Annotated in this window: 13 protein-coding genes and 1 pseudogene; 3 read left to right on the top strand and 11 right to left on the bottom strand. The window is 54.0% G+C overall.

Annotation, left to right across the window (positions count from 1 at the left end):
- Nucleotides 1-156 precede the first annotated feature (156 nt).
- From K3T83_RS32650 to K3T83_RS32610, 9 genes are all read right to left on the bottom strand, one after another.
- Nucleotides 157-516, bottom strand: a complete 360-nt coding sequence (locus tag K3T83_RS32650; protein ID WP_220207106.1) for a hypothetical protein — start codon at nt 514-516, stop codon at nt 157-159.
- Between the two features lie 143 nt (nt 517-659).
- A complete protein-coding gene (locus K3T83_RS32645) occupies nt 660-1,412 on the bottom strand; it encodes a hypothetical protein (RefSeq protein WP_220207105.1) in 753 nt (250 codons plus the stop codon).
- A 20-nt stretch (nt 1,413-1,432) separates the two neighbouring features.
- Entirely contained in the window at nt 1,433-2,158 is a 726-nt protein-coding gene (locus K3T83_RS32640; RefSeq protein ID WP_220207104.1) for a TMEM175 family protein, read from the bottom strand.
- Complete coding sequence (locus K3T83_RS32635; protein ID WP_220207103.1) at nt 2,155-2,484, bottom strand: DUF1269 domain-containing protein; 330 nt, start codon at nt 2,482-2,484, stop codon at nt 2,155-2,157. Before K3T83_RS32635 ends, K3T83_RS32640 begins: the two co-directional genes overlap by 4 nt.
- Nucleotides 2,485-2,759: 275 nt before the next feature.
- Nucleotides 2,760-3,515, bottom strand: coding sequence for an SDR family oxidoreductase (locus K3T83_RS32630; protein WP_220207102.1), 756 nt, complete (start codon nt 3,513-3,515; stop codon nt 2,760-2,762).
- Between the two features lie 514 nt (nt 3,516-4,029).
- Nucleotides 4,030-4,326: a putative quinol monooxygenase gene (locus K3T83_RS32625; RefSeq protein WP_220207101.1), complete on the bottom strand. Its 297-nt coding sequence runs from the start codon at nt 4,324-4,326 to the stop codon at nt 4,030-4,032.
- Between the two features lie 16 nt (nt 4,327-4,342).
- A complete protein-coding gene (locus K3T83_RS32620) occupies nt 4,343-5,032 on the bottom strand; it encodes an RNA polymerase sigma factor (protein WP_220207100.1) in 690 nt (229 codons plus the stop codon).
- A 141-nt stretch (nt 5,033-5,173) separates the two neighbouring features.
- A complete protein-coding gene (locus tag K3T83_RS32615; protein WP_220207099.1) occupies nt 5,174-5,668 on the bottom strand; it encodes a RidA family protein in 495 nt (164 codons plus the stop codon).
- A complete protein-coding gene (locus K3T83_RS32610; RefSeq protein WP_220207098.1) occupies nt 5,610-5,996 on the bottom strand; it encodes an SDR family NAD(P)-dependent oxidoreductase in 387 nt (128 codons plus the stop codon). The genes K3T83_RS32615 and K3T83_RS32610 overlap by 59 nt, the downstream gene beginning before the upstream one ends.
- A 462-nt stretch (nt 5,997-6,458) precedes the next feature.
- On the opposite strand from K3T83_RS32610, the gene K3T83_RS32605 reads away from it, so the two are divergent.
- On the top strand, nt 6,459-6,788 hold the full coding sequence (locus K3T83_RS32605; protein ID WP_220207097.1) for an MFS transporter: 330 nt from the start codon (nt 6,459-6,461) through the stop codon (nt 6,786-6,788).
- Between the two features lie 171 nt (nt 6,789-6,959).
- On the opposite strand, the gene K3T83_RS32600 is transcribed toward K3T83_RS32605, so the two are convergent.
- The gene (locus K3T83_RS32600) at nt 6,960-7,184 is read right to left on the bottom strand and encodes a hypothetical protein (RefSeq protein ID WP_220207096.1); all 225 of its coding nucleotides are present in this window, start codon (nt 7,182-7,184) and stop codon (nt 6,960-6,962) included.
- A 139-nt stretch (nt 7,185-7,323) separates the two neighbouring features.
- Nucleotides 7,324-10,176, bottom strand: coding sequence for an FxSxx-COOH system tetratricopeptide repeat protein (gene fxsT, locus K3T83_RS32595; protein WP_220207095.1), 2,853 nt, complete (start codon nt 10,174-10,176; stop codon nt 7,324-7,326).
- Nucleotides 10,177-11,028: 852 nt separating this feature from the next.
- Here fxsT and K3T83_RS58645 point away from each other — a divergent pair.
- Nucleotides 11,029-11,244 (top strand): annotated as a pseudogene (locus K3T83_RS58645) (ISL3 family transposase); the annotation flags it as partial.
- 1,250 nt (nt 11,245-12,494) lie between these two features.
- A complete protein-coding gene (locus K3T83_RS32585; RefSeq protein WP_220207093.1) occupies nt 12,495-12,641 on the top strand; it encodes an ABC transporter substrate-binding protein in 147 nt (48 codons plus the stop codon).
- Nucleotides 12,642-12,646: the final 5 nt, after the last annotated feature.

Below are 12,646 nucleotides of genomic sequence, written 5' to 3'. Positions count from 1 at the left end.
GTTGCCTGGCTTCTGAGCCTCCGATTCTGGTGCGACACACCATATAAAAAGCCTTCTGAAATACCTGTCTCCCAAGAAGCCAGTAAAGCAAGACGATCGGGATGCTGACTTTTTTCCAGAGCGGCGATAAGTCTAGTTCCAGCTGGGTATCGCTTCTTATACCTGATCTTCAGCAAGTATCCCCTGATCTTCTCTTGCTTCCCATTCTAGCTGCTCACGGTGCTCTTCGACATACGCCGCCAGTTCTAACAGCTCGGTGGCTGTCAAGAGATGAGCGTCAAGAATAGCCTGACTGATCTGCTCATAGGCAACTCTCCCTTGAGAACCATAGATGCGATAGAGATGATACCCATACCGCTCAAGATGGGTGACTGTAATGTGTTGCAATTCTGCCATATCGGCGACTCCTCTCGTGTAGCTATCTATTCTGCTTTCATTCGTCGAACTGGACTCGTCGTTCAACAACGAGAGACGTTCCTGTTCAATCAACGCGCCCTGACTGGTGATGTCCGCCACAGCCTCTCAAGCAGCATGTCTATCCCTGTCTTGTGACCAGCAATGACCTTCGCACCTGTGTCCAGCTTCTATTGCAGAAGGAAGCAGGCGTATCGGCAAAATGGCCCATTTCCCCTGGTGGACATCCATTGACTCCTTCTCACTTAGAGTCCCTCTGGCTCGTTCATGACAATGGGTGGAGCAAAACGAGCAGAACAGAGTGTCCATACGAGGAACTCCACGGGATCAGAGCGACGTTCCTCAACGATCTGCCTGGCATGGTCGCAAGCCAAGACGTGCTGTCCAAGTGGAGCGCTCTGTTGCTCTGTCCGAGCTATTCGGTGCTGGTAGGTTGTGATAACCCACCTCACCATGGAACACCACGATGGATGAAGACAAGGGAGACCGAGAGCTGCTCGCCTATGCTCATCAAGGAGCGTGCTGATCCCCACGTACCCTAAAGGGTGCAGGGTCCAGGGGAGACGACCCATCAAGCCATCGCCAATTGCCCGCGAGATGCGCTCATTGCACGCTGCATAGCAACAGTGTTGACCCTCATACTGGTGCTGAAAGCATTCCAGGGCTTCGATGGTGCAAGGGATAGCGTGAATATTGAGGGCCTGGCCAAGGTCGCGGAACGCTAGAAAGAGGGCCATTCGTTCTTGCTCGCACCGTGGTGCTGGCTCCCACCGGAACTGCTCGAGAATCAGCGTCGCAAATACGTACAGGCAGTCCTCATTCGAGAGCCGCAACTGGCGCAGCGGCGATATCCCAGGCAGAGGCTCTCGTTGCCTTTGTTGTTGCAGGCACGTGATCCATTGCAAGGGATCTCCGTCGGAGAGCACGTCGAGCTGCACCGAGAGCCGCTCGATACTACACACCCGCAGCAGAGCCAGGGCCGAAGCAAGTCCATGCATGGTATTTTCCTTTCAGATCCTCATTCAGGCCCTGTTTCCATCGTCACATCTCCCCTCATGGCGTCTTTCTTTTTTCTCTGGTTCAACCCTTTGTTTCCGTATGCTTCTCTTGCGGGTCTCCGTTCATAGGTGGTAAACGCCCAGAAGAGCCAAAGGACAGAGCAAATGCCTATGCTGACCCCAGGGCTCCAGAACGCTAGGAGCAGCGCGAGCAGATAACAGGGAGCGCCCAGGGCATAGTAGCGGCTCCGGGTGTGTATCAGCATTGGCGAAACAGAGCCTTTCAGGAGGCGAGACTGATGGGCGGCTACCCACCAGAGCAGGTTATATACGAGGTTGGTCATCAGAAAAAGACCCGCATAGAGAGCGCAGACCACCCCGGCAACTGGGGTGGTGAGATACGTTGCCACTAACTGGGTCGGAAATGGCACGGTCGTTACCAACAAGAGTAAGAAGCCATTGGCGAAGAGGAAGGGCGTATCGGACTTGTCAATCAGCTTGAACATGGCGTGATGACTGATCCACATGATGAGGATGGTGGCGAAGCTGATAAAGAACGCCAGATAGGAAGGCCAGCGCTGCAAAAGCATCCTCACTAGATGCTCCGAGGTCAAGGGATCCTCGAGCGCCGGAACTTGCAAACTGAAGACCAATAAGGTGATAGCGACGGCAAAGACGGCATCACTGAACGCTTCGATTCTGCCTGTTTCTTTCTCACGACGTGGTTCGTATCGCTCTTCAATCATACACGCTCCCCTTTGCTGGCCGCTGCTTTCAATTGGACTTTCTGTTCTTCTGTCAACCCCGCGTAGATAAGCATGCCACGATACTGTCTCAACTGAATGAGGACATCCCTACTGGCAGATGGCTCTATCAGGCAGAAGAAGGCCGAGGTGCCAGATCGGAACACCTGTTTGAACGTCTCGATGAACCAATCATCAATGTGATCCCCCCAACCCGAGAGCAGCGTCTTGATCACGAACATCCAAAGCGCAGGCGTGAATCCGTTCTCGCTGAGCGGATGTGCCCACTGTTTGACGAGCATCTCGCCGGTCTGCTTGTAGATAGCCACAGCGGCATCATCGATAGGGAAGGATTCCGCTTTCAGCGTCTCCTCAAACTCATCAAAAAGGCGGTCTGCACCCCCTCATCATCAAAGAGGAGAACGACCACCGTACTGTCTGCCATGCTTCTATCCTCTTCTTTCTTCTCATGAGCATATCTTGTTCTCTTACAACTAGAACACCGTTTTGAGGCAGAGTTGAACACCCTTCTTCGTGAACACAGGTCGTTTCTTGCTCGCCTGGTAGACGAGACAACCGGGCGTTAACTCTGCCTGCTAGCAATTTATTTTTGTGCTCTGTAGCTGCTCAGCCAATCCTCGAAGCGCGTCGGGGCGAGATGGGCGTTCTCGCCTGCGGTGAGGGAATCATCACTCAACATTGCACCAAAGTAGCGTGCATTGACATCTGCGATCACCTCACGTGGGTCTTTTGTCGCGCTCAAGAATCGGCGAACGAGTTCATCGAGGCGTATTTTTTCGGGACCAGCCACTTCAACCATGCCGTTCACAGGTGCTCCGATCGTGACATCGGTCAGTGCAGCCACAACGTCATCCGACCAGATCGGCTGGAGAAAGGCAGGTGACACGCGAACCGTTTGTCCATTGGTGGCTCCATCGGCGATGCCGCCGACGAACTCGAAGAACTGTGTTGCACGAAGGATGCTATAGGGAACTCTCGAAACCTTGATCAGATGTTCCTGGGCCACTTTCGCACGTAGATAACCGCTCTCGGGAAGACGATCAGCGCCGACGATCGACAGTGCCACGTGATGTCCCACACCAGCAGTCGCTTCTGCGGCCAGGAGATTGCGAGTTGATGTCTCGAAAAACTCTAAGACTGCCCTATCCTCCCACGAAGGCGCGTTCGTCACATCGACGACCACCTGAGCACCGGCAAGTGCTTCAGCCAGTCCCTCACCTGTGAGGGAGTTGACGCCTGTGTTAGGTGATGCCGCCACAGCCTGATGGCCAAGCTCACGAAGATTCTTCACAAGCTTTTTTCCGATGAACCCACTGCCACCAATAACGATAATCTTCATATGAACCTCCTACTCATAAGCCCTCAATTGGAGCTTGATTCTGTACAAACGTTCAGACGTGCTCATTGTCGAAAAGGCTGAGGTACGGTGGCTTCTTCATTCGCACGTACCTTTCTGCTTGCTCTTTCTTTCGCGCTCTCCTGCCCACTCGATGCTGCAAGCACGTGAGAGATCTCCAGATCCCTCCTGTGTCACAGTGGACTCGCAGGGAGCGCATCCGACAGAACTCAGTATACTGGGAGGGGCCGTAGGAATCAGTATCCACCCGGTCCCATTTCACGTCCCATGTCAGTACCCTCCTGCCGTCCGGTGAGAGGAACTGGCCGTACTCAGTCGCTGGATAGTTGTTGGCTGCCGCTGAGCGGACAGGAGTAGGCCAGGTCCTCCACCCGACCTGGCAAGTGCATGCAGACACCATCCAGGCTCTTGCATATTGTTTGCCGGAGAGAGAACAATGAAAACAACTGTCTGGCCTGACTACACGTGAAAGCACAGTTTTGCTCGCTCACTTCCTTCATTGAACGTTCTCGAATAATGGCTCGTATATCTTAATGGTCAGGCTATCACTCTCTAGCATCCCATACAAATTCGTCATCACATATTCCCCGTAGTACGCACTGCCTTCATGGGCATCAGCCACTGTCTGATCGGCAAACTGGAGATAGGCAAAGAAATGGTACGGCTCCTTTCGTGAGCGATAGACTTGAGCCAGCAAGATATTTGGATCAGTTCGTGTATGGTGAACCAACTTCCTGAGCAATTTCATGACTGCCTGCTCATGGTCTGGAACGATCGTAAATGTCACTGTCATGCAAATCATCTCTTTCTCACTTTCCTATATGCCCTGATGAAGAAGCGAACAAGCCATTTGACATTAGCTGATTTTTTGAGAGGTTCTCTCTTCGTGCTACGAATGCCGCACGAAGTCGTGGCAACGAACGATGAAAGTAGGTTTTGGCTGTGGACTCTGGCATATTGAGCTGTTTGCCAATCTCAGCAAAACTCAGTTCCCCAAAGCTGCGCAGATGCACCACCGCACGCAATCTAGGAGAGAGTGTCTCCATCGCCTGGACTACTTGCTCATGAAGCTCTTGCTGTTCGAGGAGTTCTTCTGGAGTCAGATCGGGATCTAGAAGCTCGTCTGCCAGAGGAGACGCCTCCTCGCCGTCCTCTCCTTCCAGCTGAGAAAAGGAGATGGCCTGCCGACGCCGTTTGCTACGCAGTTCGTCGAGACAGCGGTGGTAGGCCACGCGAAAGAGCCAGGCTTTGAGCGGTGTATCCGTTCTCAATTTGGGCAGAGAGCAGTAGCACTGGAGAAAGACATGTTGCAGGACATCAGCCATCAGGTCATGGTCTTTGAGGATTCTCCAGATATAGCCACGCAGAGGCGACTCATACTTGTTTATCAAGACTTCAAATGCTGCTTGATCCCCTGCGAGTGCTTGTTCCGTCAGCACTTGATCGACAAGAGTGTGCGACAGGTTTCCGTAGTGAGAGCGTTGAATGTGATGATTCATTTTCTTTTCTCCTGTTGTTGCTCTTCTGGTGAAATTTCCACGATCTGAAAATTCCACACATCTCCTGATGGGTCAGTTCTCTCACCGGCGACTCACCGGTCTTTCTCAATTGCCATGAGTGTGGATGATCTTCGCGTCTGTCTAAGGAGTAACTTCAAAAATCACTTCTAACTCGATCGGCATCCCGAGCACCAGACTTGCTACTCCTAGCACGATCCGGTTCGATAGTTTCTCTTCTCCGAAAACGTGTACTAGCATTTCCGAAGCTGCATCAGCAACCTTCGGATGCTCTCGGGAATTGCCACAGATGGCGATCGAGACACCCAGTCCGACGACGCGGCTCACCTTGTCGAGGGAGCCTAAATAGTGCCGCGCCGCCGCCAGCACGTTTAGACAGGCGATAGTGGCGGCACGGCGACCCTCTTCTATCGTCAGTTCCGCGCCAATCCTTCCAAGATAGGTAGGCTTACCGCCTACTACTGGCAACATTCCGCTGAGGAAGAGCAGGTTGTTGATGTGTACAACCTCCAGGTATGCACCAAACGGTGTGGGAACCGGGGGAAGCTCAATGTTGTAGTCATGCAATCGCTGTTCTGGGCCAGCCTGCACGGTGTAAGAAGACAGAGGGTTGTTCATAGCATTCTCCCTGACCGAGATAGATAAAACCATCGAGGTTGGTCGAAATCAGCTTCCTGAAGTCCTCGATTATGTAATCAGTAAATGGTTGGGTAAAGAAAATCTTTGTACTGTTCATCAGGACATCGACACTGGCTGACTTCTCGATGGCTGTTTCAAAGATGTTTCTGGCCGTTCTTGCCTCGCCACTATCACCATCAACCAGCGCAAGGTGGTTTGACACTTGAAAGCCGGTTTTCTTCATGCTGCGTTCTAAAAAGGTCTTGACGAGGTTCGTACCAATGCATTGAGAGGCACCAGTTACGCTGACTGTTTTTGGTGTTTTCATCGTTCTCTCCTTCGCTCTCTGCATCAGGCCCAATCGGGAGAGCAGCGAGGCAGGATGTTCCCCGTCTCTCTGCTTCCCAAACACGCTCTCTGCTTGCTTGTCTACGTGTCCATCTGCTATGATAGAGGCAGAACCATCAAAGGGTGTATCTACAAACACGTGAGAGGTTCCCAGGCACGCCTTGCATCACGGTAGGCTCGCGAGCATATCCGATAGGACTTAGTATACTGGCAGTGGCCAGGGAAAAGCAGTATCCAACCAGTCCCATTTCACGTCCCATGTACGTTCCCTCCTGCCGTCCGTTGAACGGAGTCTGCTGATGATGCGTCAATCCTTGCATGGAGAGCCAGATTATGTCTTTGGTCAGAGGATTTGGAACACGCTTCGACATTTTTGTATAAAGACGAACAGTATGTCATCTTTTGAGTATCTCCTTCTACTCTTACACATGGAGAAGAACGAATGATGGAACAAACCAGGCAGGCCGTTTCTGGGAGAAGAGCAGGTGACTTCTGGATTTTCTGGACGGGTCAGACCATTTCACAAATGGGCAGCACACTCACCAGTACGGCACTGCCCTTGCTGGTCTTCAAACTCAGCGGCTCGGCCCTGGACCTGGGACTGGCCTCAGCGGCGACCTGGGTGCCCTATCCGCTCTTTGGGTTCTTCATCGGTGCCTGGGTGGATCGCGTGAACCGCAAGGGCTTGATGATCGGCCTGGATCTCTGCTGCGCAGCTCTGCTTGCGTTGCTGCCACTGCTGGCGCTATTGGGACACTTACCTCTCTGGTGAATCTATCTTGTCACCTTCCTCAACTCTACGCTGACGGTTGGCTTTCAGAGCGCTACCAATGCCGCTATTCCCAGCATGGTTGCCCAGGATGATCTGCTGAAGGCGAACGGGCGCACCCAGGCAAGCGCTCCCTTCGCCACGATCATCGGTCCACTCCTTGCAACGCTGTTGCTAGCTGCCACCTCGTTGCAAGTTGTGTTGTGGTGTGATGCGCTCACCTTTGTCGTCTCTGCTTAAACTGGTGGATTCTGGCTGAATCTTGACAATGAAGCTGGCGGTAAAACGGGCAGTAACACACAAAATTTTTACGATCACTTGTCCTTGCTCGAAGAGTCCTTCTGTAGGATCATTCATGTTGATCGCTTGCTCACCAGTTTCATTGTTAAAATTCTTCATAATCCACCAATTTCATTCGCACATTTACATACATTCAACTTCTCTTCCTCAAATTTTTTGCAACTCAACCCTTGCGAATGCAGGAGTGAAGAGAAGGGGAAACGTTGATTCAAGGTTGCCCAAGGTATGTTCATCACACTCATGCCTGCGAGCCATCGGAGGCGCTCACGGCTTGCGTCCCTTCCAGATTGGCCGCTTCCTCGGGGCGCCCCAGGCGACCCTGCAAGGTCGCTAGATGCTGGCGAAGGGCCACCATCTGAGGATGGGTCTCTGTTCGCCCAGCCTGCAGGCACGCTGCGAGCGCTTGTTGATGCAGATCATAGGCTTGCTCGTCTCGCTCCTGCGCCTCCCGCAAGAGCGCAAACTCATAGGGGATGAGGACGGACTTCCCTATCTGCATATTCATCTGCTGGGCGCGTTGAAAGAGCGGCTCGGCCTCGGCGTACCGGCCCTGCTCCCGATAGATGGCGCCTAGGACTGTCAGATCTTCCGCAATATAGTGATGAGCAGGGTTAAGATGTGCTTCATGCAGGTCCAGGGCTTGTCGAGCCAGTTCTTCCGCCTGAGGGTACTTCCCGAGATGCCGCAAGGTGTTAGCTAGCGTAATGAAGATATCTGCCGTATACACATGCTGCGGACCAAGATGTTGCTCATAGAGCGCCAGGGCTTGCTGAAACAGTTGCTCTGCCTCCTCATAACGACCTCGCTCTAGAGACAGAGTTCCCAGGTCGTAGATTACCAGTGCGGTCAGATAATGGGCTGGGCCAAAGTGCTTCTCGCGGATGGCAAGCACACGCCGAAAATAGTGTTCCGCCCCTTCGTAGTGCCCAAGATACGTATAGATAAGTGCCAGGTGATTCAGACTCTTGGCGGTCTGCGGATGCTCTGGTCCCAGATGGCGCTCACAGATGGTCAGATTGTGCTGGTACAGCGCTTCGGCCACATTGAAGCGTTCCTGATGCCAATACACGTCTGCCAGTGTGTGTCTAACGGGAACCGTCTCGAGATCGTCTGCCCCCAGGTGCTGCTCATAGAGCGCCAGGGCTCGTCGGGCCAGGACTTCGCCCTTCTCGTTGAGCCGTTGCGACTCGTAAAGGATCGCCAGCCCATGCAGGCTGGCCGCTGTCTCCAGATGCTCTGCTCCTAGCTGGCGCTCGCGAATCGCCAGTGCTCGCTCAAACAACGGCTCGGCTTGCGCAAAGTTGGCGCTCGCCTGGTGCAGGAGGGCCAGGTGGTACAGGCCGTTGGCCGTCTGGGGATGCTCGGCTCCCCACTGCTGCTCACGCATGGCTAACGCCCGCTGGTAGAGAGGTTCCGCCTGGCTATGCATAAAGTGCTCAAGGAAATAGCTGCCAGCGCGGTCGAGCAGATCGGCCGCTTCGGGAATTTGGAGGTGTTGCTGCTCAATCAGTGCATCGCAAGCCTGGACCTGGTCGAGGTAGCGTTGACACTGGGGCCAGGTCTCCGCATTGCTCGGGTCCTGCGGAAACACCTGCTCAACCGCTCGCACGGCCCGCTCACTCCAGGCCCGTTGCGTCTGTGCGTCCATGCCATCCCACTGTACCGCCTGCACCAGACGATGGATGCTCAGCATCCGCTCCTCCGAGAAGCGTTTGACCAGGGAAAAGGCCAGCAAGATTTCCATCATCTGGTTGAAGGCGAAGCCATCCGCGGCGGCCTCATGCAACTGCTCCGGCCAGCAGGGGGCTCCCTGCTGAAGCAGTTCCTCGGGAATGCGGTCGGGAGCGAGCACGGCGCACAACTGCAAGAGTTCCGTCGCCGCCGGGCAACTGCGCTCCACCTCGGCAAAGGAGAGGGACCAGGTTGTGACCACCGACTCGGGATAGCCTCCCATCTGCTTGCCTCGCCTCCCCAGCAAGGCGTGACGATGGCTCTGATAGAGCTTGAGATAGGATGCGAGATTGCATCCAGTCTCTTCAATATAGGCGCCCGCCTGATCGATGGCCAGGGGAAAGTGGGCCAGGGCGATCACGATGTTCATGGCCTCCTCTATCTCCTCCGGTACATAGGGCACCACCCGTTTGGCCCGTCGTAGCAAGAGCTGCGCTCCTTCCACCGTTCCCATCAGTTCGACTTCCAGCGAGGGGGCAAAGGCCTCGGTGGCACTGGCGCGTGTCGTGAGGAGCAGGTGTCCATTCCCTTTGAGAGGGAAATAGGACTGGGCCAGAGTCAGATGATCGGCGTTATCAAAGATGAGTAACCAGGGCTCAGCGCGCTGCTCCAGCCAGCGCAGGATAGCGGAGACCATTTTGCGTGGATCGGTCTCCTCGGGACGCACCACCTCAGGTAAGAGGGAGGCCAGTTCGACAAAGCTGGTCAGGATGGTCTCTTCGCTGGCTGCCGCGATCCAGAGAACATGGTGATAGCGTCCCTGCAGGCGTGCGCGATAGGCATATTCGATGGCAGTCTGGGTCTTGCCAATGCCCCCTAAGCCCTTGATGGCCTGGGTCTGGGTCAGGGCTACCTGGCGCACCCCGCCTGCCCCGTTTGGAGTGTCCGGACGCTCCAACGCAAATACCTGCTCCAGCCGCTGCAGCAGCGCGTCGCGTCCGGTGAAGTGAGGATTGCGAGCATAGGGGACCGTCCAGAGGCGCAGGTGCTCCGCAACAGAGGGAGGGGAGTCCTTCTCTTCAGAGAGCGTTGAGACCAGGGGGACAACCTGCTGAGCAAGGAGCGATGTGAGCCATTGCTCATCCAGGAGCACCTTCTGATGAGCCGAACGCCACAAGGCTCTGATCTGCTCCTCCTCACTCCCCGCTTGAAACCCTTGTTGCTCAAAGATCAGCGTGATAAAGGCCTTGAGGTGGTCGGCCTTGGGATACGTCTCCCCAGCCTCCCATCGTCCGACAGCTTTGCGTGTAATGCCCAACAAGGCCGCCAGCCCCTCCTGGGTCAGCCCGATGTTGATGCGCAGGGTCAGCATCCTCTGACCGAAGTCATAATGGCGTTCTCCGTGCAAGGACTGAGGCACCAGCAGGCTCCTTTCACCAGACGGCAGGAGGGTACTGACATGGGACGTGAAATGGGACCGGGTGGATACTGATTCCCCCGGCCTTTGCCAGTATACTGAGTCCTGTCAGATGTGCTCCCTGCGAGTCCACCGTGACACAGGAGGGCCTGAAGATCTCTCACAGGCTTCCAGGCCCTCTCTCTTGACATTCTATCTCTACTATTATAGCAGCTATGCAAGCGAACAGCGAGCAGGCGACATAATTCGCAGGGCTTTCCAATTCTCCCATCTAGCAGGAGTGCAGAGGGCGGCAGCCCTTTGCCGGGGTGCGGGGTGTCCCCACAAAAACCTTTTTTCTTCTCTTTTGCGCGCCGTCGCAGGCGGCGCGCGAAGGAGGGAAGGAAACTGGGGACGCCCCAGGCCCCGGCAGGGAGACCCCTGCACCCCTTTGAGCGGAGAACTGGAAAGCCCTGCATAATTCGGAAGCATGATAAATTTGGTCCCGAATCTTACTGGAAGCCTTTGCTCCCAGCGCCTCTGAATATTCACACACAGGTTGATCCTGATGAGATTGCACAAAAAACTGCTGAGCGCCGCTAAAGCATGATTAATTGTCCGCTTGGAACGCGCCTGGGTGTAAATTTGCTCGCTTCATGGGAGGAATGCGCGCTCATTCCGTGGGGAGTGCGATCTGTGGGAAGTTCGGTCTTTTTTACGTAGCGATACTGATATTTGTCGAATAACTTGGCCCATGATCACTTTTGGGGAATAATAGTGCCTGCTTGCAGACAGGAGATATATTGACATATTGCGATAATGTCTTTTCCAAAAGAACCCTCATGTAGATGATATTTTACATAAAAGAGGCTATTGATGGAAGGGACCACTTCATTGCTTTCTCTGCCAGAAGGAATGCAGATTGAGCATATTCAAGCCACAAGCACCTGTATCAGTGTTTCAGTGATTGCTACCCATCCTAGCTCCTGTTGTCCATTGTGCTCACAGCCATCATCCTCTATCCACAGTCATTACTCCCGAATGCTGCGGGATGTCCCTTGTGGAGGCCGTTCTGTGCAACTTTTCCTCTCAGAGAAAGGAGGGGGTTGAGAGCAATTGACCTCTAAGACGGTCGCTTACTTAGCGGGGAAACCCAAAGAGGACCGTAGCATGCGACAAAGTGCGCCCAAAGAGGCTTCTGATTTTCTGTCACGCTCTCGCGTGACCTCACTCAGGCGAGGTGAGTAACGTAGCACCTTACCTTTACCCGAAAGGCGTAGAGGCAGGGCCAGCACGAAAGTGAGGAGGAGAAAGCACACAGGTGTGTCGCCATTGAGAGGGGAAAATCTTTCCAGGAATCTTGTCAAGCCATACACACTCATTTTGGGAGGATTCTTCCAACGAACACCAGGGCTTTCCAATTCTCCCATCTAGCGGGAGTGCAGAGGGCTGCCGCCCTCTGCCGGGGTGCGGGGTGTCCCCGCAAAAACCTTTTTTCTTCTCTTTTGCGCGCCGTCGCAGGCGGCGCGCGAAGGAGGGAAGGAAACTGGGGACACCCCAGACCCCGGCAGGGAGACCCTGCACCCCTTTGAGCGGAGAACTGGAAAGCCCTGCAACGAACACCTGCTCCCCTTGTATTTTCTGAAGAAATGGTCTATAGTTGCTCCGTAAGCAGTTTCAGTCACTACCAATCTGCCTCTGCGAATTGATGAACACTTCTGTACGTCGAGAAAATGATGCGGCTGAGGTTTGCAACAGGTCAAGGCAGTTGGTCACGGATGAATGTGCTTGTGAACACTTTTGCAGAACGCGCTCATACTGAAGGCGAGTACGTTAAATCCGCTCGTGGAGCCATTTTATAAGAAGCGAGCGGTGATTTAGCGGGAACGTGACTTCCAAGCAGGCTGTCGCGGGTTCGAGTCCCGTCTCCCGCTTTTCTTCTAAAGCCGTTTCTTTCCTGGCGCTTGACAGGTCGCTTCGCAAGAAGCAAGCAGCGAGCAAATCAGGAAGAGATGTTTTTTTTGTTGCCCAAAAGGTGTTCAACGGGCACCTGCCTCATTTTGCGGGAAGCATCTACTTTACGTTTTGTGAGCATCTGCCTTTGAGTGACGCATCGCCTCACAAAAAATCTTCCTGATAGCGTTCTCGCAATCCCTTCTTGCTGATTTGCTTGTGCCAGTTGGGTCGGGCTCACACCTAAGGTCATCTCTCTTTCAAAAACATAGGTTGGGATCTACAATGCATGTCAAGAGGAAGATTTCTGATGAGACAAACGGAAGTGGCAGGGCTGTCATGTCGGCTTCCGTTGCTCATCGTAGGCTCGATCGCGGGGATGGATGAGCGTGGAAAGAGGATTGTGTCTTCAAACCAGGCGCGAGTTGCTGGTGCAGGTCCTGCCTCACTATCGTGGGGCCTCACCTGCGCAAAAACGTCAGTTGCTTGATGCATTTACTCAGAGGACAGGATATCACCGCAAATATGCGATGTAGTTATT

This window comes from Reticulibacter mediterranei (assembly GCF_016587455.1).
Note: the sequence above shows the minus strand (reverse complement) of the source record. Positions and strands in the feature narration are given on the sequence as shown.

What these genes read in the sequence shown, in the direction of transcription:
- K3T83_RS32645 (WP_220207105.1), bottom strand. Translation starts at nt 1,412, where the DNA reads ATGCATGGACTTGCTTCGGCCCTGGCTCTGCTGCGGGTGTGTAGTATC.
- K3T83_RS32640 (WP_220207104.1), bottom strand. Translation starts at nt 2,158, where the DNA reads ATGATTGAAGAGCGATACGAACCACGTCGTGAGAAAGAAACAGGCAGA.
- K3T83_RS32630 (WP_220207102.1), bottom strand. Translation starts at nt 3,515, where the DNA reads ATGAAGATTATCGTTATTGGTGGCAGTGGGTTCATCGGAAAAAAGCTT.
- K3T83_RS32625 (WP_220207101.1), bottom strand. Translation starts at nt 4,326, where the DNA reads ATGACAGTGACATTTACGATCGTTCCAGACCATGAGCAGGCAGTCATG.
- K3T83_RS32620 (WP_220207100.1), bottom strand. Translation starts at nt 5,032, where the DNA reads ATGAATCATCACATTCAACGCTCTCACTACGGAAACCTGTCGCACACT.
- K3T83_RS32615 (WP_220207099.1), bottom strand. Translation starts at nt 5,668, where the DNA reads ATGAACAACCCTCTGTCTTCTTACACCGTGCAGGCTGGCCCAGAACAG.
- K3T83_RS32610 (WP_220207098.1), bottom strand. Translation starts at nt 5,996, where the DNA reads ATGAAAACACCAAAAACAGTCAGCGTAACTGGTGCCTCTCAATGCATT.
- K3T83_RS32605 (WP_220207097.1), top strand. Translation starts at nt 6,459, where the DNA reads ATGATGGAACAAACCAGGCAGGCCGTTTCTGGGAGAAGAGCAGGTGAC.
- K3T83_RS32600 (WP_220207096.1), bottom strand. Translation starts at nt 7,184, where the DNA reads ATGAAGAATTTTAACAATGAAACTGGTGAGCAAGCGATCAACATGAAT.